A 26,769-nucleotide genomic window follows, 5' to 3' on the forward strand; every position below is an offset into this window, starting at 1 on the left:
GGACACCTCCAGAATCGGCGGAGCCTAACACGCCCGCCAGGGCCGGCGCTCGACGAGCTTCAGTCCTTGTCTTCGCCGCTCAGCTTGATCGGGATCCAGAGCGTCCGCATTTTTACGAGGTCTCCGCGGCGGGTGTAGCCGGCGAGCCCGTAGAGAATGTTCCACCAGTGGCCGTCCGGTGTCTCGCCGTAGCTGAACGCCGGGAACACGTGGATCTCCCAGTCGAGGCCGTTCGAGAGCTTCTTCTCGTGGTAGTACACGTTGCCGACCAGCTGAGAGACGCTGTCGCGATCGCTGAAGCGCCAGTAGATCGGGAAGCCGACGGTGGCGCGCGACTCGCGCCCGACGAAGTCCCAGAAGAAGGGCGCCACCACGGTGTGGGAGCTGTGGCCGTTCCGCCCCAGGTACAGGATGGGGTGGATGTTGGTCTCCCAGCCACGCAGATCCGTGGTGTGCTGGAAGAAGGGCGTGATCCAGGTGGTCTCGCTCACCCCATAGCGCTCGAAGTGGCCCCAGAACGGGAAGAAGACCTGGTTGGACTCTCGGGGGCTGGTCCGCGAGTAGAGGAACGGGAAGAAGAGCTTCTGGTCGAGGCCGATGTCCGGATCTTCGTAGTGCCAATACAGCGGCGTGATCATGTCGAGCTTCGTGCGCCCACGGTGGCGCGCGTAGCCCCAGGTCACGAAGGTGCTCTCGTCGTTCTCACCCTTGGCGATCAAATAGAACGGGTTTACGAACAGGCTGGAGTTGCCCTTGTACCCATAGTGGAAGAAGGGCAGGAGCGTGGTGTGGCGCTCGTTCGGGCCCCAGATGCTCCAGTACAGGGGCATCAGGTGGAAGATCTCGCGCGCCTGGGTGCGCTCCCGGTAGTACGGACCCCAGAGGTTCACGTACGTCTCGGTGCGATCGTCGTACTTGTAGTAGTGGAGGAGCGGCGGGATGACCTCGTATTTGCTCTGCTCGTTCTGCCCGTAGAAGTAGAAGGGCGCGACGCCAAAGTCGAGGTCGTAGGCCGTGCGCGTGTCGCAGCTCTGTCCGCCCTTCCACGAGCAGTACATCGGGCCCACCAGGTTGAAGCCGCCCTGGCCGTCGGCGTTGGTGCGCGTGTACGTGAAGAGCGGCGGGATGAAGGTGTAGCCGCCGTGCTTGCGCTTGCCGGTGAAGTAGAGCGGGGCCAGCCAGTTGTCGCGCTCGCCGGGCGCCACGCGGTTGACCCAGGGGCCCACCACGGTGGTGCGGCTGCCCGCCTTCAGGTCGCGCATGTTCCAGACCAGCGGGAAGAGCACGTCGTCGGCGCGCTCGGCGCTGCGGCGGTTGTAGTAGAGGCCGCCGAAGAGCGAGGCGCGGTCCACCACCTTGGGCTGCGTCAGCGACGGCTGCGTGCGCTCGGCCCAGACCGGGAACGCGACCCGGAAGCGGTAGCCGCCGTTCTTCTCGGAGTAGTACAGACCGTAGAACTCGCGCTGGGGCTCCCGCGATTGGCCTTGCGGCTCGTCGTCCAGCTGGGTGCTGGTGCCGATGCGTCCCTTGACCTTCTTGCTGATCTTGAGCGGGTTCTTGGGCAGGCTCGGCTCGCTGCCCGGGGGCAAGAGCGAGTCCCCGCCGCCGGCCGCATGCATCTCCGGAGTCCCCGGCGGCGCCTTGGGCTGCGCCTGCTTGGGCTGCTGGCCTCCACCCATCGGGGCGATGCCCGGGCCGAACGGATCCTGAGCCAGCGCCGCGCGCGCGTTCGCCAGGAGCGCGATCGCGACTGCGATCGCCAGCACGAGTGCGCGGGCTCGGCTCACGCGCCTCCACCCGTCGCGGCACCGGCCGCGGCCTCGGCCACGCGCCCGACGACGTCGTCGAGCAACAGCTCCTCCTGGGAGTGCTGCACCAGATCCTTCAGCTGCACGACGCCGCGCTCGAGCTCGGCGTCGCCGATCACGATGCAGAAGCGCGAGCCCAGGCCGTCGGCGCGGCGCAGCATGCTCTTCAGGGAGTTGCCGCGGCCGTCCACGTCCGCGACCACGCCGGCGTCACGCAGCGCCCGAGCGAGCTCGAGGGCCTTGCCCACGGCGCGGGTCCCGAGCGGCGCGAGGGAGCAGCGGGCGCGCTTCGGCAAAGCCATGTCACCGACCGCCAGCAGGATGCGCTCGAGGCCCATCGCGAAGCCGAGCGCCGGCACGGCCGGGCCTCCCAGCTCGCGGATCATGTCGTCGTACCGGCCCCCGCCGCAGAGCGTGTTCTGCGAGCCGAGCTCGCCAGCGTTGCTCTTCAGCTCGAAGAGCGTGCGCGTGTAGTAGTCCAGCCCGCGCACCAAGAGCGGATCCACCACATAAGGAGTGCCGAGGGCGTCCAGGTGGGCGCGGAGCCCGTCCCAGTGCGCGCGGTCGGCGTCGTCGAAGACGTCCTGGATGTTCGGCGCGCCCTGGCAGGCCGCCCGGTCCCTCGGATCCTTGGAGTCGAGGATGCGCAGCGGGTTCACCTCGAGGCGGGCTCCAGCGTGCTCGCTCAGCTCAGCCAGCTTCGGGCGCAGGAAGTCCTGGAGCCTCACCCGGTAGCGCTCCCGCGTCCCGGCACCACCGATGCTGCCGATGTTGGCGACCACGTCCGGCACGCCCAGGCGTCGAAACATGCCCACCAGCATGTCGATCATCTCGGCGTCGCAGGCGGGGCCGGGATCCCCGTAGATCTCGCAGCCGGCCTGGTAGAACTGGCGGTAGCGGCCACGTTGCGGGCGCTCGGCACGGAACATCGGACCCAGGTAGTACCAGCGCGAGACCGGCTCCTTGCCGTGGATCTTGTGCTCGACGTAGGCGCGCGCAGCCCCCGCGGTGCCCTCCGGTCGCAGCGTCAGCGACTCGTCGTGGTGCGAGAAGCTGTACATCTCCTTCTCGACCACGTCGGTGGTCGCGCCGATGCTGCGCACGAACAGCTCGGTGCCTTCCACCACCGGCGTGCGGATCTCGGCGTAGCCATGGAGCTCGGCGGTCTCCCGGAAGGCGCGCTCCAGCGCGTGCCAGCGGGCGGCTTCGTCCGGCAGGATGTCGTTCATCCCCTTGACGGCGCGGTAGCTCATGAATGGTTCGACCCGGACGATTTGGCTCCGCGCTTATGCTCGGAAGGGGGGGGACGGTCAAGGACTCTCAGCGAAATCGGGCACATGGCCCTCGGCGTGGTACAAGCCCGGCGGATGCGCGCGGCCGCCATCGATCTGGGGACGGTGCGGGTCGGCCTGGCCGTCGCCGACGACCTGGGGCTACTGGCCCACCCGCGTCCATTCCTGAACGGAAAGGACAAGGGCAAGCTGATCGCCGAGCTCGGTCGCCTCGCGCAAGAGGAGGGCATCGAGCGCTTCTTGGTCGGGCTGCCGCGGCGGCTCGACGGCCGGGAGGGACCGGAGGCGAAGCGCGCCCGCCAGTTCGCCGAGAAGCTTCGAGCCGCCACGGGCGTTGCCGTGGAGATGATCGACGAGTGGCTGAGCACCCGCGAGGCCGCCGCGCGGCTACGCGAGCGGGGCGTGAAGGCCAGAGAGGCCCGAGCGCTGGTGGACAGCGAGGCCGCAGCGTTGCTGTTGCAGAGCTGGCTCGACGGGAGACAGAACGCGCCGTGAGCAAGCGGGCGCCGCGCCCCCGAGCCCCGAGGCGGGCCCCCAAGAAGGCCAAAGCGCGCTCGAAATCGACGCGCGCGCTGGCGAGCGGGATCGGCATCGGCCTCGCCGTGCTGGTCTTGCCCCTGCTCGCGCTGTTCGGCTGGGCGCTCCTGCCGGGTGCGGGCGAGGGGCGGCGCCTCCTGGTCGACTGGCCAGCAGATCTGAACGCGAGCGCGGCGGGCGAGCGCCTCGCGCGCGCCGGGCTGGTGCAGAGCCCGCGCCTGTTCGCCTGGTACCTGCGGGTGTTCTCCGACGCCGCCGAGCTCGAGCCCGGCGCCCACGTGCTCAACGACGGCCTGGGCGCCCGCCAGTTGGCCCAGCGTCTGACCCGCGCCCGCTCGCGCCCAGAACGGAAGGTCACCGTGCCCGAGGGCTGGAACCACGCCCAGCTCGCTCGCCGCCTGGAGGAGCAGGAGATCTGCGCGGAGGCGGCGTTCCGCAAGGCGGTGATGGACGCGGGCTTGCGGCGTGAGCTGGGGGTGAGCGGCGAGAGCGTGGAGGGGCTGCTGTTCCCTGCGACCTACGAGCTCGGGGTCGACTCGGCCCCGGCCGAGGTGATCCGCACGCTGGTCCGGACCTTCCGCAAGCGCTTCGAGGCGCTCGCCGAGAAGCACCCCGGGGCGCGCGAGGAGCTCCGCCAGCGGCGGGGTTGGGGTGAGCACGAGATCGTGACGCTCGCGTCCATCGTCGAGCGAGAGGCAGTGGTCGAGGACGAGCGCCCCGTCATCGCCAGCGTGTACCTGAACCGGCTCGACGATCCGGAGCACAGGCCGGAGAAGATGCTGCAAGCCGATCCGACGGCGGCCTACGGCTGCGTGATCGAGCCCGAGCGAGCGCCGAGCTGCGCGGGCTTCGACGGCAAGGTGACGCCGGCGCTGCTCCGGGACGCGCAGAACCGCTACAACACCTACAAACACCCGGGCCTGCCGCCGGGCCCCATCGCCAGCCCGGGCGAGGCGTCACTCCGCGCGGTGCTGGCGCCGGCCAAGACCGAGTTCTTGTTCTTCGTGGCGGCCGGAAACGGCAGGCACCGCTTCAGCCGCTCGTTCGCCGATCACAACCGTGCCATCGAAGAGAGCCGCTGAGAACCCTTGGCTGCCCTGCGTCGTTGGTCTACGGGACCGGGCCATGTCGAGCGCCTTCGAGACCGCAGTCAAGACCGTTCGTTTCCTGTCAGTGGACGCCGTCGAGAAGGCGAATTCAGGTCACCCCGGGACGCCGATGGCGCTGGCGGGGATCGGCGTCGAGCTCTTCACGCGCACCCTGCGCTACGTGCCGACGGAGCCCGACTGGCCGAACCGAGATCGCTTCGTGCTCTCGGCGGGCCACGCCTCGATGCTGCTCTACTCGCTCCTGCACCTGGCGGGCTACGACCTCTCGCTCGATCAGCTGAAGGCCTTCCGTCAGTGGGGCAGCAAGACGCCAGGGCACCCGGAGGTCGGGCACACGCCGGGAGTCGAGACCACCACGGGCCCCCTCGGGCAAGGCGTGGGTAACGCCGTGGGCCTGGCGCTCGCCGGCAAGATGATGGGCGCGCGGGTGAACGAGCCGGGCGATGCGCTGATCGACTACCGCGTGTTCGCCATCGCCGGCGACGGCGACATGATGGAGGGCGTGGCGAGCGAGGCCGCCAGCATCGCGGGGCACTTGGGCCTCGACAACCTGGTGCTGATCTACGACGACAACAAGATCACCATCGACGGCTCGACGGCGCTTTCGTTCAGCGAGGACGTCGGCAAGCGCTTCGAGGCCTACGGCTGGTTCGTGCAGCACACCGACGGGCACGACCCCGACGCGGTGCGCTCGGCCCTCGACGCCGCCATCGCGGAGGCGAAGCGCCCGAGCCTGATCGTCGCGCGCACGCACATCGCCATCGGCGCGCCGACCAAGCAGGACACTTCGGCGGCTCACGGCGCGCCGCTCGGCAAGGACGAGATCGCCGGCGCCAAGCAGAAGGCCGACTGGCCCCAGGAGCCGTTCCACGTGCCGGCCGGTGCCACCGAGCCGTTCCGGGCGCACGTGGCGCAGAACGAGAAGCTCCTCGCGGACTGGAAGGCGCGCGTCGCCAGGCTCTCCGGCTCCCGCGCGGAGCTCTGGAAGAAGCTGACGACGCGCGCGGTTCCGGGGAACCTGCTCGACGAGCTTACGAAGCTGGTGGACGGCAAGGCTGACGCGACTCGCTCGCTCGCGGCCAAGCTCGAGCAGAAGGTGGCGGAGCTGGTGCCGGCGCTGGTGGGCGGCTCGGCGGATCTCGCCGAGAGCTGCAAGACCACCATCAAAGGCAGCGGCGAGGTGCAGCGTGGCGAGTTCGCCGGACGCAACCTCTGCTTCGGCATCCGCGAGCACGGCATGGGCGCGGTGGCGAACGGGCTGGCGCTGTCCGGCTTCTTCTTGCCCTTCGGCTCGACCTTCCTGGTGTTCAGCGACTACATGCGGCCGAGCGTCCGGCTCTCGGCGTTGATGGAGCAGCCGGCGATCTGGATCTACACGCACGACTCCGTGCTGCTCGGCGAGGACGGACCGACCCACCAGCCCATCGAGCACGTCGCGGCGCTGCGCCTGATCCCCAACCTGGACGTGGTACGGCCGGCGGACGGCCTGGAGTGCTCGGCCGCCTGGGCCCACGCCGTGTCGCGGAAGAACGGCCCCACCGCCATCGTGCTCTCCCGGCAGAAGACCGCAGCACTGAGCCGCCCGGCCGGCTTCGACGCCAGGCAGATCCTGCGGGGCGCGTACGTCCTCGACGACGCGACCGACCCGAACCTGGTGTTGATCGCGACCGGGAGCGAGGTCGGCGTCGCCGTGGAGGCGAAGAAGCTCCTCGGGGAGACCTTCCGCGTGCGCGTGGTGAGCGCACCGTGCTGGGAGGCCTTCATGCGGGCGCCGGCGAGCGAGCAGGCGGCGGTGCTCGGGGCGGGGATCCCGCGCGTCAGCATCGAGGCCGGGCGCACCAGCCTCTGGCGCGCGGTCACCGGCGAGGCGGGGCTCGCGATCGGCATCGACCGCTTCGGGGCGTCGGCGCCGGCGGAGCGCATCGCCGACGAGCTCGGGCTCACGCCGGCGAAGGTGGCCGAAGCCATCCGGTCGCACTTCGCCTGAACATCGGATCCCAGTCGCGCCAGGGCACCCGTCGCGGTATGGATGGGCTCGCCTCGGGGTGGCATCCATGAGCCTGCCGATCGTCCTGGTTCCGCATCCGCACGTGCGCGTCGACGCGAAGGTCCTCGGCGGGAGCCCGCACGTCGCCGACACGCGGATCCCGGTGCGCCGCCTCTACGCCTTCTACAAGAACGGCGCGCGGGTCGAGACCATCCTGAAGCGCTACCCGCAGCTCGATCCAGCCAAGGTCTTCGACGCGCTGGCCTTCGCGCTCGACAACCTCGAGGTCATCGAGGCGGACCTCGAGCTCGAACGCGAGATGCTCGAGCGCACCGGTGCGCGTGCTCCCGGCAGCCGCAATCCGGCCCAGGTCGAGCTGCCGTTCGGCGAGCCGGTTCCGGCCACGCTCCCTGCCGCCCGGTCGCGAGGCCGGGGGGGCAGCGGGCAGCGCTCCAGGTAGTCGGCCGCCCGCCGGCACTGAACAAAAGTCTTTACAATCCGGGGAAAAGAGGCGATACGCCCGGCGACGTGAGCCGGGATGTCCCCGACGAGCGTCTGGTGACAGGGCTCTGGCCGGCGTGCGGCCAAGGCTCGCGTGAGACCCCGGCGGGCGATGCGAAACCCAAAAAACCGCGCTTCCAATGCGCGGCGTTCTAGGTGTAGCGTCCCCCGCGGCTTTGGAATGCAGAGCTTCCGAGGAGGAATTGAAGATGGTCGGTAATCGTTGGCGGATGATGGGTGGTCCGGTGCTCGGCACCGCGGCCCTGATTGCAGCTCCGCTGCTCATGAACTGCGGTGGTATGCCGGGTCTGCCGGGCGTTCCCGGGTCTTGCCCGGCGGACATCAGCGATCCGAGCGCGATCATGAAGGCCAACTTCGGCCTCCAGGCGGAGATGGAAGGCAAGATCAAGGGCGCGCTCGCAGCGGGCGCGAACTTGAAGAACCTCGCCGCTCAGGTCGAGGGCGACGTCACGGCCGCCTGCGGCCAGCTCGCCAAGGACCTCGGCGCGAGCGACGACGACATCGCGCCGAAGGAGGAGGGTCCCGGCAAGAAGGCCGAGGCTGCCTGCCAGGCTGCGGTGAAGGTGCTCGGTTCGGTCAAGGCCAAGGCGAAGATCAGCGGCAAGCTCGACGTCAAGGTCGTGCCCCCGAAGTGCTCCGCTTCGATGAACGCCATGGCCGAGTGCGCTGGCTCCTGCGACGCGAGCGTCTCGGGTGGCAAGGCCGAGGTCAAGTGCGAGGGCGGCGAGATCAGCGGCAAGTGCGAGGGCGAGTGCAAGGGCGGCTGCACCGTCGAAGCCGGCGCCCAGTGCGAAGGCACCTGCGGCGGCTCCTGCGAGGGCAGCTGCGAAGCTGACTTCAGCGGCACCTGCGGCGGCACCTGCGAAGGCAAGTGCGACGGCCAGGCCTCGACCGCGGGCGACAAGAACAAGGGCGCCTGCAAGGGCAAGTGCGAGGGCAAGTGCTCCGCGCAAGCCAAGGGCGAGTGCAAGGGCAAGTGCTCGGGCAAGTGCTCCGCCTCCTGCGAGGTCAAGGGCCAGGCCAAGTGCGAGGGCTCCTGCTCGGGTGGCTGCTCGGTGGAGATCAAGGAGCCGAAGTGCTCCGGTGAGGTCGTCCCGCCGAAGATGAGCGCGGAGTGCAAGGCGAACTGCGACGCTGAGATCAGCGCGAAGCTCGAGTGCAAGCCGGCGCAGGTCAGCGTGAACTTCTCGGGTGCGGCGGACGCGGAAGCGTCGGCCAAGCTCAAGGGCGCGCTGGAGAAGAACCTCCCGGCGCTGCTCAAGGTCACCCTCGGCATGAAGGGCCGCATCGAAGGCGCCATCGCCAACGTGAAGGCGTCGATCGAGGGCGTGCAGGCGGCGGTCAAGGGCGGCGGCCAGGCCGCGCTCAAGGTCGGCGGCTGCCTCGTGGCGTCGCTCAAGGCGCAGGCGGACGCATCGGTCAGCCTGAACGTGTCGGTGAGCGCGAGCGCTTCGGCGAGCGGCTCGGCCGGCGCTGGCTGATTCCAGTTAGCTCTGGATGATCAAGGGCCTCGCGGCGACGCGGGGCTCTTGGTTTTTTGTGGGCCCCGAGCGCATGCTATCTTCGGAGGGATGAGGGGCGTCGCGCCGTTTCTTGGGGTCCTGGTCTCCGCATTCTCGCTGGCGCTGGCCTGTGGCGGCGAAAAGTTCGAGCCGAGCTCCGCGAGCGGAGGGAGCGGCAATCCGGACGGCGGAGGGAGCGGGGGCGCGACCTCGGGCGGTGGGGGCAGCGGCGGCAGCGGCGGCAGCGGCGGCAGCTCCGCGAGCGGCGGCTCGGGTGGCACCAACCCGGGCGGCGGCGGCAGCGGTGGCGGAAAGTGCGGTTCGAACGAGAAGGACTGCGACGGCGTCTGCGTGGAGACCTCCAGCAACGTCGAGCACTGTGGCGGCTGCGATCCCTGTCCCGAGCCGGCGAACGGCGCGGCGACGTGCTCCGCGGGGGTGTGCGGTGTCGACTGCACGGCGCCGTTCGAAAACTGCGACGCCAAGGCCGGCAACGGCTGTGAGGTGAACACCGACACCGACCCGAAGCACTGCAGTGCGTGCAACAGCGCCTGTCCGCAGGCGGCGAACGCGACGCCGGAGTGCAAGGCCGGAGTCTGCGGCCTGAAGTGCACGGGGGCGTTCGACGACTGCGACAGCAACGCCGCCAACGGCTGCGAGATCGACACCAGCAAGGACGCCAAGAACTGCGGCGCGTGCGGCCAGGCGTGCACCACCGGGCCGACCGGAGCAAAAGCCCAGATCTGCGCCACCTCGAAGTGCGCCTGCGAGTCGGGACTGTCGCTGTGCGCCGCGAGCTCCGGGCAGGCTTGCGTCGCCGTCGACAAGGATCCGAAGTTCTGCGGCGCGAGCTGCACGAAGTGCCCGGACGGGCAGGGCTGCAGCGGGGGGACGTGCTTCGTCCCCGCCTGTGCCTACGGGCAGATCAAGTGCCCGGGTGACAACGCCTGCCACAACCTGGCGAGCGATTGGGCGAACTGCGGCGCCTGCGGAAACCAGTGCGACTACGACGAGACCTGCACGAGCGGGGTGTGCTTGAAGAAAGCCACCTTGTGCGCCGCTGGCAAGCTGGATTGCGGAGACTGGTGCACCGATGCGCAGACCGACTCGGCGAACTGCGGCTCCTGCAACGTGAAGTGTGCGGCCGGCCAGGCGTGCCTCGGCGGGACTTGCAAGGCGCTCCCGCTGGCGGCGGAGCCGTGGGAGTGCGCGTCGCCCAACGTGGCCTGCAACATTCCGGCGAATTGGCCGGTCAAGCCGACCAACTACTACTGCTGGACGAGCTGCGTGTTCGGCGGCAATCCGGTGCCGGCGGGCGGCTGACGGTCGAGCGACCCACCTCGGCCTGGCCGGCTCTCGAGTGAGCGCGAGCGCTTCGCGCGCGGCTCGGCCGACGCTCCGCGACCCGCTGCGGACGAAGCAACCGCCGTCGGGGCAAGGCACATCACGAAATTCTCTCCGTGGCGTCGTGGCGCTCGTGGCGCCGTGGCGCAGTTCTCGTGCTCTGCTCCCTCAAGGAAGCCGGGACGCGAGCTCGGCTTCGAGCGCGCGGGCGGCGGGGCCGCCGACGGCCGAGGCATCGGCGGCGGGGCGAGGCGGGAAGCGCCGGCGCGCGGTGAGGCCTCGCGTCGCTGCTTGCCGGCAGCGCTCTCGGAACGCCGAGTCGCGCTCGGCCTCGCGCACCAGCGCCGCGTGCGCGCGCTCCGCGAGGGCGAGGTCGCTGCACACGAGGAGGGCGTCGCAACCGGCGCGAATGGCGGCGACCGCGCTCTCCTCGACGCTTTTCCGGTCGGCGAGCGCGCGCATCTCCAGGTCGTCGCTGAACAAGACGCCCTCGAAGCCGAGCTCGTCCCGGAGCAGCCCTCGTGAGATGCGCTCGCTCAAGGTCGCCGGTCGGTCCGGGTCGAGCGCGTCGTAGACCACGTGCGCCGTCATCAGCGTCGCCACGCCGCGCCGGATCGCTTCGCGGAACGGTGGGAGCTCCAGCTCGCGCAGGCGGGCCTCGGGGTGGCGCACGAAGGGCAGATCGAGGTGGCTGTCGAGGTGGGTGTCACCGTGACCGGGGAAGTGCTTGCCGCAGGCCATCACGCCCGAGGCCTGGAGCCCTTCCAGCAGAGCGCCCGCGAGGCGGCCGACCTCGGCGGGGTCGGCGGAGAACGCGCGGTCGCCGATCACGGGGTTGTCCGGGTTCGAGTCGACGTCGAGCACCGGCGCGAAGTCCAGGTTGTAACCGAGCAAGGCGAGCTCGCTGCCGAGCACGCGAGCGACGCGAGCGACCAGCTCCGCGTCGCCGAGGGCGCCGAGGCGGCGCATGGGCGGGAGCCTCAGGAACGGCGGGGGCAGGCGGCCCACCCGGCCGCCCTCCTGGTCCACCGCGAGGAAGGGCGGGAGCTCCACGGGCGCCGCGGCGACCACCTCGGCGTTGAGCGCGTGCGCGACCTCGAGGCTCGGCAGGTTGCGCTTGAACACGATGACCCCGGCGCGGGTCCCGTCAGCGAGCACGCGGCCCAGCTCCGAAGGCAGGGTGGTGCCCTGGAAGCCCACGACCAGGAGCTGTCCGCAGAGCACGGGGAGGGACAGGGCGTGGGGCATGCCTTGCCTTACCCGAGGCTGGGTCTCGAGGTGAAGATCTTCACTTGTCGCGGGCGAGGGCCTGGGCCGGGTCGGTGTTCGACGCGCGCCGCGCCGGGCCGATGGCACCGAGCAGGGCGAACAGCGAGGCGAAGCCGATGGCGAGCAGCCACAGCCACCACGGGAAGACGAAGAACGACTCGGGCTTGAAGGGGAAGTCGGGCAGATCCTTGGCGGCACGCCAGTCGGCGATCAGCGCGCCGCCGCGAGCGATCAGCGCGCCGCCGAGGCCAGCCACGGTGCCGATCACCAGGGCGAGGGACGAGAACCAGGTGCGGATGTCGCGGGCGCTGGCACCCAGCGCCCGGTAGAGGCCGATCTCGTGCTGGCGCTCCGCCACCAGCATGCGGAAGGTGTGGGCGATGTTCAGGGCGGCGACCGCCAAAATCACCGAAGCCACCAGCACCAAGAGTGCGAGCACGCCGGAGATGAGCACGCTCACGTCGCGCGCGCGCGTGTCGTGAGGGACGAGACCGAGCTCGGCGCCGGCGTCGATGACGTGCCCGGTGTCGCCTGCGCCGGCCACGCGAACCACCAGGCTGGAATAGCGCGATGCGGCGCTCTCGCCGGCGTATTCGCGATTCCAGCGCCGCACCACCTCGATGGGCAAGGTGACCCCGAGGTCGATGGCCTTGGGGGAGATGCCCACCACCTTGATCCGGACCTTGCGCTGCTCGCCGTGGCGGGCGACGCCGAGCAGCGAGTTGCCCAGCGTCATCTGGAAAGCGACGCCCTGGGCGCGCCCGATCAGCGTCTCGGCCACGGGGGGCAGGCCATGCGCCGGCGCGACGCCGTGGTCGAAGAGCTCGACCAGGTAGCGGCTGACCAGCGCCGGCACCGGGTCCGAGCACTGGCCGCGGGGCGCGGCGCTGGGGCGCTCGCAGTACTGGGGGTCCGTGCAGTCGGCGTCGGTCGTGCACTCCGCGCCGGGGGTCTCGAGCGGGTCCCGGAAGCCGGTGATGGCGCCGGGGCCGGTGCCGGCCACCAGCGCGGGGTCGATACCGTCGCCGACCATCTCGTGGGTGCCGATCTCGGTGCCCAGGACCTCCTTGCCCCCCTTCGCCATGCTGGGGAAGCGGAAGCGCAGCTTGGGGAAGACCTCCTTCACGCCGGGCGCGGCCTTCAGGCGCTCCACGCTCGCGGCGTCGATGCCGGCTGGCTCGTGCGTGCCGCCCAGCAGCGACAAGAGGCCGGCGCTGGTCTTCTTGGGCTCGAGCTCGACCTGGTCGATGGGGAACACGTCGCCGAGGAGCACCTTGCGGGCGCCCAGGCCCAGGGCGAGGAAGAACACCAGGGAAGCCACGCCGACCGCGATGCCGACTCCCGCAGTGACCAGCGGACCGCGCGTGCGCCGGAGCTCGCTCCGGACCATCTTCGCCAGCGCGCCCGCCCTCATGCGCTCTCCTTGGCGGGCGTGACCAGCTTGCCGTCCAGCATGTCGAGGGTGCGATGGGCGAGGCGCGCCAGGCGGTCCTCGTGGGTCACGATCAGGATGGTCGTGCCCAGATCCGCGTGGAGATCCGCGAACAGGTCGATGATCTGCTCGCCGGTCTTGCGGTCGAGGTTCCCGGTCGGCTCGTCGCACAGGAGCAGGGTCGGCTGGTGCAGGAGCGCGCGAGCGATGGCCACGCGCTGGCGCTGACCTCCGGAGAGCTCGGCCGGTCGCGAGCCGGCTCGGTCCCCGAGGCCGACGCGTTCGAGCACCTCCCGAGCGCGCGTCTCCACCGAGCGCTCGTCGCGCGAGAACAGAGCCGGAGCCATCACGTTTTCCAGCACCGACAGGTGGCCGAGCAGGTGAAAGGCCTGGAAGACGAAGCCGATGCGCTCGCCGCGGAGCTGCGAGAGCTCGGTGTCGGAGAGGCGCGACACGTCCCGGCCGAACAGCTCGAGCGAGCCGGAGTACGCACGATCCAGGCCGCCGAGCAGAGCGAGCAGGGTGCTCTTGCCGCAGCCGCTCGGGCCGAAGATGAGCACCACCTCGCCCTTTTGCACCGACAGCGACACGTCGTCGACGGCGCGGCGCGCGGCCTCGCCGGTGCCGAAGACCCGGGTCAGGCTCTTCGCCAGGACGATCGCGGGCTCTGCGCTCACTCGACGACGCCCATGTCCGAGCGCGCCGCCTCCGCCATCGTCCGGACCACGACCTCGAGCCGGGCTTGATCGGGACCCTCGACCATGAGGCGAAGCTTCGCCTCGGTGCCGCTCCAGCGCACCAGCACGCGGCCCTCCTGGCCGAGCTCGGCCTCGACCCGGCGGATCTCGCGGCTCAGCGTGGGCATCTCCTCGATCGGGCGGCGCGCGGGCAAGACCACGTTCTCGAGGAGCTGCGGGACCCGCTGCATCACGTGGGCGAGCTCCGAGAGCGGCCGCTGCTCCGCCACCATGATCGCCAGAACCTGGAGCGCACCCACCACGCCATCGCCCGTGGTGGCATGGTCCAGGAAGACCAGGTGGCCGCTCTGCTCACCGCCGAAGGTGTAGCCGCCCTTGCGCATGGCCTCGACCACGTAGCGATCCCCGACGGCCGTGCGCTCGACCCGTCCGCCTGCCGGCGCGAGGGCGCGCTCCAGGCCCATGTTGCTCATCACGGTCGCGACGACGGTGCCGTGGGCGAGCTTTCCCGCGCTCAAGAGGCGCGTGGCGCACAGCGCCATGATCGCGTCGCCGTCCACGATCTGCCCGGCCTCGTCCGCGATGATCACGCGGTCGGCGTCGCCGTCGAGGGCGATGCCGAGGTGAGCGCCGCGTTTGTCGACCTCGCGCACCATGGCGGCGGGATGGAGGGCGCCGCAGGCCTTGTTGATGTTCTTGCCGTTCGGGCTGACGCCGATGGTGAAGACCTCCGCTCCGAGCTCGCTGAAGACCAGCGGAGCCACGCGGTAGGCTGCGCCGTGGGCCGCGTCCACCACGATCTTCAGCCCGTTGAGCGTGAGATCCTTGGGGAAGGCGTTCTTGGCGTAGACGATGTAGCGCCCGGTGGCGTCGTCGATGCGCTCGGCCCGGCCGATGCGGTCGCCGGTGCAGGGTTTCTTGTCGAGCGCCGGGTCGTCGAGCAAACGCTCGATCTCGGACTCCCGCTCGTCGGCCAGCTTGAAGCCGTCGGGGCCGAAGATCTTGATGCCGTTGTCGTCGTAGGGGTTGTGACTGGCGCTGATCACGACGCCGGCGTCGGCGCGCATGCTCTGCGTCAGGTTCGCGACGGCTGGCGTGGGCATGGGCCCGGTCAGGAGCACGCGCCCGCCCATGGCGCAGATCCCGGCCTCCAGCGCCGTCTCCAGCATGTAGCCCGAGAGCCGCGTGTCCTTGCCGATCACGATGCGCGGCGCGCGGCCGGCGTCGCGCCGCGCGACCAAGGCGATGGCCCGCCCGAGGCGCACCACCAGCTCCGGCGTCATCGGCGGAACGTTGGCTTTTCCGCGGATGCCGTCGGTCCCAAACAGCTTGCGGGGATTCATGCTCAGTCCCTGAAGTTCACGTACTGCAGCTCGATGCCGAAGTCCTCCCCGCGGAGCAGAGCGATGACCTCCTGCAGCTCGTCCTTCTTCTTGCCGGTGACCCGCACCGTGTCGCCCTGAATCGAGGCCTGGACCTTGAGCTTCTTGTCCTTGAGCAGCTTGAGGATCAGCTTCGCCTTCTCCTGCTCGATGCCTTCCTTGATCTTGACCAAGATGCGCGCCGAACCCTTGGGCCCAGGCGTGGGGTCGCCGACCTCGGTGTGCTTGAGGCTGACCTTGCGGCGGATCAGCTTCTCTTGAAGCACGCCCACCGCAGCCTGGGCGCGCTCCTCGCTGTTCGCCCGGACCACGATGCCCTCCTCGGTCTTCTCGAGGCTGGTCTCGGTGTCCTTGAAGTCGAAGCGCTGGGCGACCTCGCGCGAGGCTTGGTCGAGCGCGTTGGTGACTTCGGCCCAGGCTACCTTGGAGACGACGTCGAACGACGGCATGGCTCCCTCACATGTCGACGGGCGGATCGGCGGGCAGGTTCAAGAGCAGCGCCCGCGCGGCGCCCACCAGGTAGATGGAACCCGTGACGACCACCAGCCCGGACTGCCCGACCCGGGCGCGGGCCGTGCTGAGCGCCTCGGCGACGTCCTTGGCGACCGTGCCGCTGAACGCCGCGGCCATCTCCGCGGGATCGACGACCTTGTCGGCCGAGAGCGGCGGAGCCACGAAGATCTTGTGCGCGGCGACCTGATCCAGGCGGCGCACCATGGCCTTCCAGCTCTTGCGCTTGAGCGCGCCGAACACCAGGGCCACGTCGCGGCGGCTCTCGATCTCACCCAAGATGCTGGGATCGAGCACGTGGGACAAGGCCACGGTGCCGTCGGGGTTGTGGGCGCAGTCGAGCAGGGTCAGCTCCTGCCCGCTGCGGTGCAGGAGCTCGTTCCGGCCCGGCCACTGCGCTGCCTCGATGCCGTCGGCGATGGTGCGCGGCGGCACGCCCAGCTCCTGCGCGGCGGTGACCGCCACCGCCAGGTTGGAGCCGAACATGGCGAAGCGAGGGTAGGCGAGGGCGGCACCGGGAATGGGCTCCGGGCTGCCGAGCGCCACCAGGTGGGCGCCGACCTGCGCCACGCGCCGCTCCACCACGTCCCGGGCATCCGGGTGGAGCTTGCCCACCACCACGGTAGAGCCTTTCTTGATGATGCCGGCCTTCTCCGTCGCGATCTTGCTCAGGCTGTCGCCGAGCTCGTCCATGTGGTCGAAGGCGACCCGGGTGATCACCGCGACACGCGGCGGCGGGATCACGTTGGTGGCGTCGAGCCGGCCGCCCAGGCCGACCTCGAGCACGGCGAGCTCGACCTTGGCCTCCTGGAAGGCGAGGAACGCCGCCAGCGTCGTGGTCTCGAAGAAGGTCAGGTCGGGAGCTTCATCCATGACCCGGTTGAGCAGGCGCACCAGCGCGTCGTCTTCGAGCGGCGCGCCGTTGATCTGGATGCGCTCGGCGAAGCGGATCAGGTGGGGCGAGGTGTAGAGGCCCACCGTCTTGCCTTGCGCCCGGCCGATGGAAGCCAGAAACGCGGAGACGGTTCCCTTGCCGTTCGTACCGGCGACGTGCACCGCCGCGAACGAGCGCTCCGGGTTGCCGAGCTTCGCGCAAGCGGCTTCCATGCGCTCGAGCCCCAGCTCCTTGCCGCGCGGGATCAGGCCGTAGAGCCGCTTCAGCGTCGTCTCGAGCGGCTCGCTCACGCGCGACCTCCGGAGAGGTGCCCCAGCAGGGTGCTGAGTGTGGACTTCATCTCGGCTCGCGGGACGATGCGGTCGATCATGCCGTGGCTCTGGAGGAACTCCGAGCGCTGGAACCCTTCAGGGAGCGTCGTCCGGAGCGTGCTCTCGATGACGCGCGGTCCCGCGAAGCCGATCAGCGCGTTGGGCTCGACGATGTTGACGTCGCCTAGCAGCGCGGTGCTGGCGGCCACGCCGCCCGTGGTCGGGTGAAGGCAGACGCTGATGTAGGGCTTCTTCACGCTGCGGAAGCGCGACAGGGCGGCGACCGACTTCGCCATCTGCATCAGGCTCAGGATGCCCTCCTGCATGCGCGCGCCGCCGGAGGCGTGCAGCAGGACGACGGGGAGCCGCTCGAGGGTGGCGCGCTCGAACAGGCGGGTGACCCGCTCGCCCACCACCGACCCCATGCTCCCGCCCATGAAGCTGAAGACGTAGCAGCCGTAGGCGACGCGGCGGCCGTCGATCTGCCCGCGCCCGACCTCGATCGCCTCCGTCTGCCCGCTCTGCTTCTTCGCGCGCTCGAGCCTGTCGCGGTAGCTCTTCCCATCGTCGAAGCGCAGCGGATCGCCCGGCGCGACGTGGTCTTCCCAGCGCTCGAGGGAGGCGCCGTCGAGCAGCAGGCGGCGCCAGTCCGCCGGCGTCATCGGGTGGTGATAGCCGCACCCGGAACACACGTGCCAGGAGTCCGAGAGCGCCTCCGCCGTCAGCACCGAGCCGCAGCCTCCGCACTTCTTGAAGACGCCCTTTCCGAGCGAACGCTTCTCGTTCGAGAAGCTCTGGGCGGGGGTCTTGTCGGGGAGGCTGGACACGAGAGTCCGGTAATCTATCAGACCGCGGACGCAGGGCCGAATGCCCTGCCGGTTTCAGCGGCGGAGGGTCGTACAGGCGGCTCCGGCGCGCAACCGAGCTTTTTGCGCGGCCGCGCCGGCCGCGAAAATACCGGCCTTCGCCCGGGGGTTCGTCCCAGGATTTTGGCCCAAAGGCGCAGGGGCCACTAGCAAACACGGAGCATGCGCCGGGGATGGCCGACGGTCTTCATACTCGCCGCCGTGACCGCCACGTCGGGGGCGTTCGCGCGCGAGAGCGCCATCGCGCCCGCGCCCAAGAAGGGCACGGCCGCGGCCGCGGCGCCTCGCCCCTCCCGCCGGCCCGCGACGCTGCCGGCGCTCAGCATCGGCTCGCCCACGGACGGCAAGCTCGAGGGAGCCGTGCTCCTGGAGAACAGCAAGGAGATCCGGCTCCGGCACGCCAACGGCGCGCACTACGGGCTGCCCGGCCTGGTCGGGCTCCTGGAGCGCTCCGCGAAGCGCTTGGCCGCTCGCTTTCCGGGGCTCACGCTGCACGTGGGTGACCTGTCGCGGCGAGAAGGGGGCGAGCTGCCCGGGCACAAGAGCCACGAGAGCGGCCGAGACGCCGACGTGGCGTTCTTGTTCGTGGGGCCCGACGGCGAGAGCGTGGCGCCGGCGGAGTTTCTCACCGTGGTGGACAACGGGGTGGCGCTCGAGAACCGCAACTACCGCTTCGACGACGCGCGAAACTGGGCGCTGGTCGAGGCCTGGGTCTCCGACCCTGGGAGCCGCGTGGAGCACATCTTCGTCGCCGACCAGATCCGCCGGCGCCTGCTCGCCTACGCGCGATCGAAGGGCACCTACCTCCCGGTGCTCCATCGCGCGGCGATGGCGATGAAGCAGCCGAGCGCGGGCCAGGTCCACGACGACCACTTCCACGTGCGCATCAGCTGTCCGGCCGGGCAGCGACGCATCTGCGTCCCGGCCCCCACGCGCGCCGAGCCGGCCCGCGTCAAGTCCGTGGCCGCCACCACGCCGGTCTCGATCCGGCGGACAATCCCGGCCTCTCGTGCCCTTGTGAAGCCGAAGAAAGAGCGCGAAACTACGCGGCGATGAACGAGTCGCCAGCGTCGGAGCTGCTGTTCGGGGTCAACGATCTGCGCGCGCCGCTCGTGGGCCGCGACGCGGAGAAGAGCCTGCTTCGCGCCGCGGCCGAGGCCTGCCGCACCTCGGGGGAGGCGCGCATCGTCACCTTGGCGGGGCCGAGCGGCATCGGCAAGAGCCGCGTCATCCACGAGTTCCTGCTGGAGCTCCGCACCGGGGGCGGGCGTGTCCCGCGCGTCTACCGCGGCAGCGCGCGGGGCCTGCAGAACTCCTACGGGGTGTTCGCGCGGCTCCTGCGCTCGCGCTTCGGGCTGGTGGAGGGCATGGACGCCGAGGCCGCCAAGGCCCAGGTCCGGGCTCAGGTCGCCACGGTGCTCGAGGATCGCAAGGTCGGCGACGTCTGCTACTTCCTCGGTCAGCTCATCGACCTCGATTTCCTGGGCAGCCCGCTCACCCGTGCCGTCGAGGACGACGCCATCCAGGCGCGCCTGCTCCGGCGCTCCATCGTCAAGGCTTTCTTCGAGGGGGATGCGGCTCAGGGCCCGATCTGCCTGGTCTTCGAGGACCTGCACCTGGCGGACGAAGACTCGATCGAGCTGCTCCGGTACCTGATGGAGAACCTGAGCGGCCCCATCTTGCTCCTGTGCGCCACGCGCTCCGAGCTCGTGACGCGACACGAGGACTGGTTCGCCTTCGGCAAGGAGCGTCACCAGCGCGTCGATCTCACCCCGCTCCCGGAGAACCTGGCGGTGGATCTGGCCAAGGCGCTGCTCGCGCCTTGTGCGGGCGGACCGCCGGAGGCGCTGGTGGACGCCGCCGTGGGGATGGCGGGGGGCAACCCCGGGCTGCTGGAGCAGATGGTGCGAATCTTCCACGACACCGGCGTGCTCGAGGAGCGCGACGCTCTGGCCCGTGATCCGGTCTGGAAGGTCGATCTCGAGAAGCTGGCGGGAGCGCGCTTGCCGCTCAACGTGGCCGACGCGGTCGCGGCGCGCATCGCGGCGCTGTCCTCCGCCGAGCGCCAGCTGCTCGAGCACGCCGCCGCGGTGGGCAGCGTGTTCTGGCTCGGTGCGCTGGTGGCGCTGGTGCGCATGGACAAGCCGGCTCCGGAGCTCTGGACCAAGTCCGACATGAAGGACTGGGACGACCTTCGAGCCCTGCTCGACGGCCTGGTCGCCCGCGACTACGTGCTCAAGCTTCCCGACTCCTCGTTCTCGGGTGAGGTCGAGTACGTGTTCAAGCACAACCTCGAGCGCGAGCGCATCGCCCAGCTCACGAGCGGCGCCTCCGCGCGCCGCTATCACCAGACCATCGCCGACTGGCTGGCGCAGAAGGATGGGGTGCGCTCGCAGGAAGAATACTGCGCGATGCTGGCAGCGCACCTCGAGAAGGCCGGCGCCCTGGCACGCGCCGGGCTCACCTACCTGGAGGCCGGCGATCTGGCGCGCAGCAGCTACGCCGCCAAGAAGGCCCACGAGTACTACGCGAAGGGGCTCGAGCTGCTCGGAGACTCCGACGCTCGGCGCCGCATCGACGCTCTGCACGATCACGGCGACGTCTTGACCTTGCTCGGCAAGACGGACGAGGCGCTGGCGGCGTTCCGCGAGATGCTCGGGCTCGCCTACCGCCTGGCGCTGCGCGCCAAGGGCGGCGCCGCCCACAACCGCATCGGGCGCCTGCACCGCGACACCGGCATGCTGGCGCTGGCGCAGAAGAACCTGGAGACCGCGCTCGGGCTGTTCGAGCTCGCGGCGGATCGACGCGGCATCGCGGCCTGCCACGACGACATCGGCAAGTGCCTGTGGATGAAGGGCGAATACGACGATGCCCTGACCGAGCTGAAGGTAGCCCTCGAGATCCGCAAGGAGCTGCAAGATCTCCGGAGCATCGCCCTCTCCTTCAACAACATCGGCCTGGTCTGGATGGACCACGGCAAGCCGGAGAGCGCGGCGGAGGCCCTGGAGGCGTCGCTGAAGCTCCGGCGCGAGATCAACGACCCGCTCGGCATCGTGCAGAGCCTGAACAACCTGGGCAAGCTGGCCCAGGACCGGAACGACAACGTCGAAGCGCTCAGGCTGTTCCGGGAGGCCCTCGAGGTGGCCCGCGAGATCGGCGAGCGAAACCGCCTGGCCGTGGTGCTCACCAACATCGGCGAGATGCACTATCGCTTGGGCGATACGAACGAGGCCATCCGCGTGCTCAAGCAGGCGGAGGAGCTGTGCGACGAGCTCGGCGACAACCTGCACCTGGCCGAGGCCAAGCGCGGCCTGTCCAAGGCCTATCTCCTGCAAAACGACCTCAGGAAGGCCCGTGAGGCCATCAAACACGCCGTGGACCTGTTCGGTCAGGTGCGCAGCAAGTCGCACCTGGCGGTGGCGCTGCGCACGCTGGGCGAGGTCACTGCGGCTGGGGCCTGGGGAGCCGGGCACGAGGGCAAGGCCATCGACTACTTCATGCGCTCCGTGGCCCTATCCAAGGAGATCGGCAACGAGATCGAGGTGGCGCGGAGCTACTACGCCTTCGCCACGTACGTGATGGGTAGCGACCACTACAAGAACAACGCCGACATCCAGCGCGAGGCCCAGAAGCTCAAAGGCATGGCCGACGAGATCTTCGAGAAGCACCGCCAGGCGAAGCCCAAAGGACTCTGATGGCCGACAACCTCTCGTCACGTCTCGCGCGCGTCGCGGAGACGCTGGACTCGCAGTTTCTGGGCAAGAGCGAGGTGATCCGCCTGCTCCTGATCGCGGTCGTCGCGCGGGAGCACGCGGTCTTGATCGGCCCGCCGGGCACGGCCAAGAGCGCGCTGATCCGCACGCTCTCGGAGCTGATCCACGCCAGGTACTTCGAGTACTTGCTGACGCGCTTCACCGAGCCGAACGAGATATTCGGGCCGGTGGACATCGCCGCGTTCCGGGACGGGCACTACCGGCGCAAGACCGAGGGCATGCTGCCGGAGAGCGAGGTCGTCTTCCTCGACGAGGTGTTCAAGGCCAACAGCGCCATCCTGAACGCCCTGCTCAGCCTGCTGAACGAGCGCCGCTACACCTCCGGCGCGCAGGTCATCGAGTGCCCGTTGATCAGCGCCTTCGGCGCCAGCAACGAGGTACCGAGCGACGAGTCGCTGTCGGCCATGTTCGACCGCTTCCTGCTCCGCATCCGCTCCGACAACCTGGACGCTTACCACTTCAACGAGCTGCTCCAGCTCGGCGTGCAGCACGAGGTGAAGAAGCTCCGGCGCACGAAGCCCCAGCCGCTGCTCTCGGCGGCCGACATCCACAACATGACCGAGGATCTGGCGCGGCGCCTGTCGTTCTCGGAGGCGTTCCTCTCCAGCTACAAGGGCCTGATCTTCCAGATCCGCGCCGAGGGCATCACCATCAGCGACCGCCGCGTGGTCAAGATGCTCAAGCTGTTCGCCGCCAGCGCCTACATCGACGGCCGGAGCGAGGCGGACACGAGCGATCTGTTCGTGCTCAAGCACATCTGGAACGCCGAGGATCAGGCGCCGATCCTGGAGCAGATCGTGCAGCCCGCGCTCGAGGCCTTCTACCGCGAGCACCCGGATCGTCGCCGGGTCGGCGCGCTGGGGGTGGGGGTCGAGGCGCTGTCCGCCGAGATCGAGCGCATTCGCCAGGTGCTGACCGGCGCCGCCCCGCCCAGCGACCTGCAGCTCTTCAGCCAGCTCAAGGCGCTGGGCGAGATCAAGACCGCGCTCTCGCAGATCCCCGATCAGCAGGCGCGGGCCCTGGAGCAGCGCGTGCGGCAGCTGCTCGACGCGGCCTTGAAGAGCGGAAGGTTCGCCCAGCTGTGACGCCGCTCGTGCGCGTCTTGCGCGTGGGCAAGGTCGAGGTCCCGCTGCCGGCGTACCAGACGCCCGACTCCGCGGGCCTCGACCTGTGCGCTGCGCTGGCGCAGGCCGTGACGCTCGCGCCCGGCGAGCGCCGGCTGATCCCGACCGGCCTCGCCCTGGCCATCCCACCGGGCTTCGAGGGCCAGGTGCGCCCGCGCTCGGGCCTCGCGCTCCGCCACGGCGTCAGCATGGTCAACTCCCCAGGCACCGTCGACGCCGACTATCGCGGCGAGGTCGGCGTGATCCTGGTGAACCACGGCGCCGAGCCCTTCGTCGTCGAGCCCCTGATGCGCATCGCGCAGCTGGTGATCGCGCCCGTGGTGCGGGCGCGGCTCGAGTGGGCGGAGAGCCTGGACGCCACGGAGCGGGGCGCGGGTGGGTTCGGCTCTACGGGGCGGTAGGCGCAGGAGGAGATCAACCCACGCCGCGGGGCTCGGGCAGAAAGTTGGTACCCACGGCGGGTCGTTCTCCGGCCATGAGCCCCTCGACGGTCCGCTCGTAGGCCCACCGCTGGTGCTTGCCCAGGGGCGCCTTGCCCGCCGAGTCCTGCTCGAGCGCGTGGCTCAGGAGCGCCAGGGTCTCCGCGTTGGCCAGGCGCATCAAGGCGTTGACCATCACCGCGTGAACCGACGTCATGCCGCTGCCCAGCTCGCGGCCTGGACGAGCTTCGAACCACGCGCAGAGCGCGGGGACATCCGCGGGTGTGCCCAGCTTGCCGACCAGCTCGAGGATGTACCGATAGCGAACGTCACCCCCATCGCGCGCATCGCCGCCGAGCCGCAGCAGCTCGAGGAGCTGCGCCGTGCTCGCCTGACGGAGCGCTCCGAGCCGGAGCACGAGCACGCTGCCGGCAGTGCGAAGCAGCGCGGCGCGCGCCGATTCGTGGCGGTGATCTCGAGGAAAGGGGGTACGCAGCACGGCCACGCAGCGGGGTGCCCAGCGGGGGTCCAACGGTCTCTTGGTGCGCGACTCGAGCAGCGCGGTGAGTAGGTCCGTAGCGCGCTGCATCCCGTCGGCGTCGGCGAGCACGCTCGGCTCGAAAACAGCGACCGTGGCATCGAAGTCCGTGGTCGAGCCTTTGCTGGCCATCGGCGTCGAGTCTACGGATGGGCTCCCTCCAGATCTGCTTGTTCCGCTCAGCCTGAAATCCGCGCCACCCCCACGAGGGCGGCGCGACGAGGTCCCCGCAACGAGGCGCTGCGGCGCGCGACCGTGCCCGCGCTCTTGCGGCCGCGCCTTCTTTCGCTCCGTCGTTGCGCAAGAGCTCGCTCCCGCCGAGTCAGGCATGCCTCTCCAAAAAGGCCCTGAGCTCCCGGGCGACCTCGGCGCGCTCCAGGTCCCGGGTCAGGATGTGCCGCGATCGCGGCAGGAGCACCACCTTCACGTCTCGCGTCCCGAGCTGCGACGCCACGCGCTCGGCGTTCGCGACCGGGCAGACGCGGTCGCGCTCGCCGTGCACGATCAGCGTGGGCACCTGGACCTCGGACAGTCGCTGGCGCATGCGGGCACCAGCCCGCTCCACCGCGACCGCAGCGTGCACCGGGTGCTCGCCGTAGGTGAGGTGGGTGCGCCGGGCGACCGGGTCGGCGATGTCCGCGGCCACCTTGGGCATGCGGAAATCGGGCACTCCGAGCAGGTCCACCGCGCGGAGCGCCCAGGCAGGGAAGGGCGCGGAGAGCCAGAAGGCGTTGGCCAGGAGCACCAGCGCCTTGACCCGCTCGGGGCGGGTGACGGCGAGGTGGGTGGCCAGCACCGAGCCGAGCGAGAGGCCGATCACCACGCAGGGCTCCCTCGGGGAGCTGACCCGGTCCAGGGCCGCCTCGACCGCCGCGGCCCAGTCCTCCCAGCGCGTGCGCGACAGCTCGTCGGCGTGGGTGCCGTGGCCCGGCAGGAGCGGCAGGTGGACGCGACGCCCCAGTGCGCGAGCCACGTCGGCGACGAGCTCCACCTCGAGCGGCGTGCCGCCGAAGCCGTGGATCCCGAGCACGCCCGGAAGCGCGCCCTCCTCGAACATCGGGCTCGGCTCGCCGGGCCCGATCAGCGCGCCGCGCCGGGAGCTAACCTTCCCCGCGCTTGATGCCATAGGCGCGGATCTTCTTGTGCAGGTTGGTGCGTTCCACCCCGAGCACCACCGAGGCCTTGGAGATGTTCCATTCGAACGCCTTGAGCGTGTCCACGATGTAGGCGCGCTCCGAGGCTTCGCGGTAGTCGCGCAGGGTCAGCCGCTCGCCGCTCTGGCCGAGGGTCGCGACGCTGGAGAGCGCGATCGGCGCGGCGTCGCTCTCGGGCTGCTCGTCCACGTCGTCTTCGAACGGGCTCTGGTGGGGATCTTCCGGCAGGTCGGCGATGGTGATGACGTCGCCGGACAAGATGGCGGCGCGCTCCACGACGTTCTTCAGCTCGCGGACGTTCCCGGGCCATTTGCGCCGGCACAGCGCCTCCTTCACGGCGGCGTCCATCTTCTTCGGCTTCAGGCCGTTGTCCTTGCAGAACGCCTCGGCGAAGGCCTCGGCGAGCAGCGCGATGTCCAGCGGCCGCTCCCGGAGCGCGGGCACTCGGATCGGGAAGACGTCGAGCCGGAAGAACAGATCCTCGCGGAAGGCGCCCGCGGCCACCTCCTTCGACAGATCCTTGTTGGTGGCGGCGAGCACCCGCACGTCCACCTGGATCACGTGCTCGCTGCCCACCCGCACGACCTCGCCGTTCTGGAGCGCCCGCAGCACCTTGGCCTGAGCCGTCAGGTCCATGTCGCCGATCTCGTCGAGGAACAGCGTGCCGCCGTGGGCCTGCTCGAAGAAGCCGCGCTTGCGCGCCTGCGCGCCGGTGAACGAGCCCTTCTCGTGACCGAACAGCTCGCTCTCGATCAGCTCCCGGGGGATGGCGGCGCAGTTGACCTTGATGAACGGCGCCTCTTTGCGCGGGCTGAGCCGGTGGATGGCGCGGCTGACCAGCTCCTTGCCGGTGCCGCTCTCGCCGGTGATGAGCACGCTGGCCTTGGTCGGAGCGACCTTGTCGATCTTGCCGTAGAGCTCCTGCATCACGGAGCTCGTCCCGATCATCTCGTAGCGAGCCTCGAGCTCGCCGCGCATCTGCTCGAGGGTGCGGGACAGGCGCGCCGTCTTGATGCAGTTGTCGACGCTGACCAGCACGCGCTCGCGGTTCAGCGGCTTCTCGAAAAAATCGCTGGCGCCCAGCTTGATGGCGTTCACCGCGTCGTGGACCGTGGCGTGCCCGCTGATCACGATCACGGGCAGGTCCCGCGTGGCGTCGTCGGCGCGCATCCGCTCCAGCGCTTCCAGGCCGCTCATGCCGGGCAGCTTCAGATCGAAGATGGCCAGGTCCACCGGCTGCGCGGGGTTGTTCAGCGTGGCGAGGGCCTCCTCCGCGCTGCCCGCCTCGAGCACCCGGTAGCCCTCGCCGGTCAGCACCATCTCGACGGTGCGGCGGATGTTCTTCTCGTCGTCGACGATCAGGACCGTGGGGGCGACGGTGGAGAGCGGCGACGGGTCGGCCATTGGTCAGGGCAGGGGTGCGGGGGGCACGACGGCGTCGTCCTGCATCAGCCGAAGGAAGCCCTTCGCTGGGATGCCGAACGGGCTGTCCGGGTAGAGCGAGAGCAGCTGGCGCAGGACGGCGCGGGCCTTCTTGCGCTTGTGCATCTTCATGTAGGTCTCGCCGAGCAGGAGCATGGCCTCCGCCTCGAGCCCCGATCCCTCGTAGGTGCGGAGCGCGTACTGGCAGCGGGCGACGGCCGCGGGGAAGTTGCCGAGCCCGAGATAGAAGCGCGCGACGTAGAGCTCGTGGCGCGCGAGCAGGCCCGCGACCATCTCCAGCATGTAGTCGAGCTCGCGCGCGCGTTTGTAGTTGGGGAAGTCACCCAGGAACGCGCGAATCGTGTCGTAGGCGTCGTGGACGTTGGCGAGGTCGCGCTCTTCGAGGGGCGGCAGGAGCAGGGTAGGGCTCGACTGCTCGAACAAGGCCTTGGCCACGCGGTAGCGCGCGTAGGGAACCTCGGGGTCGTTCGGGTAGTCGTGGACGAAGCCCTTGTACGCGCTGATGGCCTCCGCGTACTTCTCTTGCTTGAACTCGATGTCCGCCAGCCTCAGGTCGGCCAGGCGCGCGTAGCGGCTGTAGCCGTACTTGCGCTTGACCTCCTTGAACAGGAGCGCCGCCTCGTCCCAGTCCTTGTCGAAGAAGGCCTTGAGCGCCAGGTCGTACTCGATCTTCGCGTTCTCCGCGTACTCGAGCGGGCTCGCCGCGGGCTTCTTGGCGCCGCAGGCCGGGGCGATTGCCCCGAGCGCGAGGAGGACCAGGAATTTGCCCAAGAGGCGCATGCCGCGGACGCCTGAGTAGCGGCTCGGGCGAGCGAGGGCAAGCCCGGCGCTTCTGGCTTTGGGCGCGGGCCTCG

At 70.1% G+C, this 26,769-nt stretch carries 23 protein-coding genes; 10 read left to right on the forward strand and 13 right to left on the reverse strand.

Annotation, left to right across the window (positions count from 1 at the left end; genetic code table 11):
* Window positions 1-59: 59 nt before the first annotated feature.
* Both HS104_10630 and HS104_10635 read right to left on the reverse strand, forming a co-directional pair.
* The gene (locus HS104_10630; GenBank protein ID MBE7480424.1) at window positions 60-1,787 is read right to left on the reverse strand and encodes a hypothetical protein; all 1,728 of its coding nucleotides are present in this window, start codon (window positions 1,785-1,787) and stop codon (window positions 60-62) included.
* Window positions 1,784-3,061: a histidine--tRNA ligase gene (locus HS104_10635; protein ID MBE7480425.1), complete on the reverse strand. Its 1,278-nt coding sequence runs from the start codon at window positions 3,059-3,061 to the stop codon at window positions 1,784-1,786. The genes HS104_10630 and HS104_10635 overlap by 4 nt, the downstream gene beginning before the upstream one ends.
* 84 nt (window positions 3,062-3,145) lie before the next feature.
* Here HS104_10635 and ruvX point away from each other — a divergent pair, with 84 nt between their 5' ends.
* The 6 genes from ruvX (at window position 3,146) to HS104_10665 (ending at window position 10,080) form a co-directional block, all read left to right on the forward strand.
* Window positions 3,146-3,595, forward strand: a complete 450-nt coding sequence (gene ruvX, locus HS104_10640) for a Holliday junction resolvase RuvX (protein ID MBE7480426.1) — start codon at window positions 3,146-3,148, stop codon at window positions 3,593-3,595.
* Window positions 3,592-4,719, forward strand: a complete 1,128-nt coding sequence (gene mltG / locus HS104_10645; protein MBE7480427.1) for an endolytic transglycosylase MltG — start codon at window positions 3,592-3,594, stop codon at window positions 4,717-4,719. Before ruvX ends, mltG begins: the two co-directional genes overlap by 4 nt.
* Window positions 4,720-4,762: 43 nt before the next feature.
* Entirely contained in the window at window positions 4,763-6,733 is a 1,971-nt protein-coding gene (tkt, locus tag HS104_10650) for a transketolase (GenBank protein MBE7480428.1), read from the forward strand.
* Between the two features lie 58 nt (window positions 6,734-6,791).
* On the forward strand, window positions 6,792-7,193 hold the full coding sequence (locus HS104_10655) for a DUF433 domain-containing protein (GenBank protein MBE7480429.1): 402 nt from the start codon (window positions 6,792-6,794) through the stop codon (window positions 7,191-7,193).
* 274 nt (window positions 7,194-7,467) lie between these two features.
* Complete coding sequence (locus HS104_10660) at window positions 7,468-8,736, forward strand: hypothetical protein (protein MBE7480430.1); 1,269 nt, start codon at window positions 7,468-7,470, stop codon at window positions 8,734-8,736.
* Window positions 8,737-8,826: 90 nt separating this feature from the next.
* A complete protein-coding gene (locus HS104_10665; protein MBE7480431.1) occupies window positions 8,827-10,080 on the forward strand; it encodes a hypothetical protein in 1,254 nt (417 codons plus the stop codon).
* Window positions 10,081-10,269: 189 nt separating this feature from the next.
* Here HS104_10665 and nagZ read toward each other — a convergent pair whose 3' ends face one another.
* From nagZ to accD, 7 genes are read right to left on the reverse strand one after another with little or no spacing between them, the layout of a single operon-like run.
* Complete coding sequence (gene nagZ / locus HS104_10670) at window positions 10,270-11,349, reverse strand: beta-N-acetylhexosaminidase (protein ID MBE7480432.1); 1,080 nt, start codon at window positions 11,347-11,349, stop codon at window positions 10,270-10,272.
* Between the two features lie 40 nt (window positions 11,350-11,389).
* A complete protein-coding gene (locus tag HS104_10675; protein MBE7480433.1) occupies window positions 11,390-12,784 on the reverse strand; it encodes an ABC transporter permease in 1,395 nt (464 codons plus the stop codon).
* A complete protein-coding gene (locus HS104_10680) occupies window positions 12,781-13,479 on the reverse strand; it encodes an ABC transporter ATP-binding protein (GenBank protein ID MBE7480434.1) in 699 nt (232 codons plus the stop codon). Before HS104_10680 ends, HS104_10675 begins: the two co-directional genes overlap by 4 nt.
* Entirely contained in the window at window positions 13,476-14,843 is a 1,368-nt protein-coding gene (locus tag HS104_10685) for a phosphoglucosamine mutase (GenBank protein ID MBE7480435.1), read from the reverse strand. The genes HS104_10680 and HS104_10685 overlap by 4 nt, the downstream gene beginning before the upstream one ends.
* Before the next feature lie 2 nt (window positions 14,844-14,845).
* The gene (locus HS104_10690; GenBank protein MBE7480436.1) at window positions 14,846-15,331 is read right to left on the reverse strand and encodes a YajQ family cyclic di-GMP-binding protein; all 486 of its coding nucleotides are present in this window, start codon (window positions 15,329-15,331) and stop codon (window positions 14,846-14,848) included.
* Between the two features lie 7 nt (window positions 15,332-15,338).
* Window positions 15,339-16,577, reverse strand: coding sequence for a bifunctional folylpolyglutamate synthase/dihydrofolate synthase (locus HS104_10695; GenBank protein MBE7480437.1), 1,239 nt, complete (start codon window positions 16,575-16,577; stop codon window positions 15,339-15,341).
* Window positions 16,574-17,425: an acetyl-CoA carboxylase, carboxyltransferase subunit beta gene (gene accD / locus HS104_10700; protein ID MBE7480438.1), complete on the reverse strand. Its 852-nt coding sequence runs from the start codon at window positions 17,423-17,425 to the stop codon at window positions 16,574-16,576. Before accD ends, HS104_10695 begins: the two co-directional genes overlap by 4 nt.
* 240 nt (window positions 17,426-17,665) lie before the next feature.
* On the opposite strand from accD, the gene HS104_10705 reads away from it, so the two are divergent.
* The 4 genes from HS104_10705 to dut are packed head-to-tail and all read left to right on the forward strand — an operon-like array spanning window position 17,666 to window position 22,762.
* Entirely contained in the window at window positions 17,666-18,520 is an 855-nt protein-coding gene (locus HS104_10705; protein ID MBE7480439.1) for a penicillin-insensitive murein endopeptidase, read from the forward strand.
* On the forward strand, window positions 18,517-21,159 hold the full coding sequence (locus HS104_10710; GenBank protein ID MBE7480440.1) for a tetratricopeptide repeat protein: 2,643 nt from the start codon (window positions 18,517-18,519) through the stop codon (window positions 21,157-21,159). The genes HS104_10705 and HS104_10710 overlap by 4 nt, the downstream gene beginning before the upstream one ends.
* The gene (locus HS104_10715; GenBank protein ID MBE7480441.1) at window positions 21,159-22,322 is read left to right on the forward strand and encodes an AAA family ATPase; all 1,164 of its coding nucleotides are present in this window, start codon (window positions 21,159-21,161) and stop codon (window positions 22,320-22,322) included. Before HS104_10710 ends, HS104_10715 begins: the two co-directional genes overlap by 1 nt.
* The gene (dut, locus tag HS104_10720) at window positions 22,319-22,762 is read left to right on the forward strand and encodes a dUTP diphosphatase (protein MBE7480442.1); all 444 of its coding nucleotides are present in this window, start codon (window positions 22,319-22,321) and stop codon (window positions 22,760-22,762) included. Before HS104_10715 ends, dut begins: the two co-directional genes overlap by 4 nt.
* Before the next feature lie 13 nt (window positions 22,763-22,775).
* Here dut and HS104_10725 read toward each other — a convergent pair whose 3' ends face one another.
* The 4 genes from HS104_10725 to HS104_10740 form a co-directional block, all read right to left on the reverse strand.
* Window positions 22,776-23,450, reverse strand: coding sequence for a hypothetical protein (locus tag HS104_10725; GenBank protein MBE7480443.1), 675 nt, complete (start codon window positions 23,448-23,450; stop codon window positions 22,776-22,778).
* 190 nt (window positions 23,451-23,640) lie between these two features.
* Window positions 23,641-24,444 carry an alpha/beta fold hydrolase gene (locus tag HS104_10730; protein MBE7480444.1) on the reverse strand — a complete coding sequence of 268 codons (804 nt, stop codon included), beginning with the start codon at window positions 24,442-24,444 and terminating at the stop codon, window positions 23,641-23,643.
* Entirely contained in the window at window positions 24,419-25,876 is a 1,458-nt protein-coding gene (locus HS104_10735) for a sigma-54-dependent Fis family transcriptional regulator (protein ID MBE7480445.1), read from the reverse strand. Before HS104_10735 ends, HS104_10730 begins: the two co-directional genes overlap by 26 nt.
* A gap of 3 nt (window positions 25,877-25,879) precedes the next feature.
* Window positions 25,880-26,695, reverse strand: coding sequence for a tetratricopeptide repeat protein (locus HS104_10740; GenBank protein ID MBE7480446.1), 816 nt, complete (start codon window positions 26,693-26,695; stop codon window positions 25,880-25,882).
* Window positions 26,696-26,769 lie beyond the last annotated feature (74 nt).

The sequence above is a fragment of the Polyangiaceae bacterium genome, from assembly GCA_015075635.1.
Lineage (GTDB): Bacteria > Myxococcota_A > Polyangia > Polyangiales > Polyangiaceae > JADJKB01.

Excerpts from the sequence above, each read along its gene's own strand:
- HS104_10635 (MBE7480425.1), bottom strand. The coding sequence starts at position 3,061 with ATGAGCTACCGCGCCGTCAAGGGGATGAACGACATCCTGCCGGACGAA.
- ruvX (MBE7480426.1), top strand. The coding sequence starts at position 3,146 with ATGGCCCTCGGCGTGGTACAAGCCCGGCGGATGCGCGCGGCCGCCATC.
- tkt (MBE7480428.1), top strand. The coding sequence starts at position 4,763 with ATGTCGAGCGCCTTCGAGACCGCAGTCAAGACCGTTCGTTTCCTGTCA.
- HS104_10660 (MBE7480430.1), top strand. The coding sequence starts at position 7,468 with ATGGGTGGTCCGGTGCTCGGCACCGCGGCCCTGATTGCAGCTCCGCTG.
- HS104_10665 (MBE7480431.1), top strand. The coding sequence starts at position 8,827 with ATGAGGGGCGTCGCGCCGTTTCTTGGGGTCCTGGTCTCCGCATTCTCG.
- nagZ (MBE7480432.1), bottom strand. The coding sequence starts at position 11,349 with ATGCCCCACGCCCTGTCCCTCCCCGTGCTCTGCGGACAGCTCCTGGTC.
- HS104_10675 (MBE7480433.1), bottom strand. The coding sequence starts at position 12,784 with ATGAGGGCGGGCGCGCTGGCGAAGATGGTCCGGAGCGAGCTCCGGCGC.
- HS104_10685 (MBE7480435.1), bottom strand. The coding sequence starts at position 14,843 with ATGAATCCCCGCAAGCTGTTTGGGACCGACGGCATCCGCGGAAAAGCC.
- HS104_10690 (MBE7480436.1), bottom strand. The coding sequence starts at position 15,331 with ATGCCGTCGTTCGACGTCGTCTCCAAGGTAGCCTGGGCCGAAGTCACC.
- HS104_10710 (MBE7480440.1), top strand. The coding sequence starts at position 18,517 with ATGAACGAGTCGCCAGCGTCGGAGCTGCTGTTCGGGGTCAACGATCTG.
- HS104_10715 (MBE7480441.1), top strand. The coding sequence starts at position 21,159 with ATGGCCGACAACCTCTCGTCACGTCTCGCGCGCGTCGCGGAGACGCTG.
- HS104_10725 (MBE7480443.1), bottom strand. The coding sequence starts at position 23,450 with ATGGCCAGCAAAGGCTCGACCACGGACTTCGATGCCACGGTCGCTGTT.
- HS104_10730 (MBE7480444.1), bottom strand. The coding sequence starts at position 24,444 with ATGGCATCAAGCGCGGGGAAGGTTAGCTCCCGGCGCGGCGCGCTGATC.
- HS104_10735 (MBE7480445.1), bottom strand. The coding sequence starts at position 25,876 with ATGGCCGACCCGTCGCCGCTCTCCACCGTCGCCCCCACGGTCCTGATC.
- HS104_10740 (MBE7480446.1), bottom strand. The coding sequence starts at position 26,695 with ATGCGCCTCTTGGGCAAATTCCTGGTCCTCCTCGCGCTCGGGGCAATC.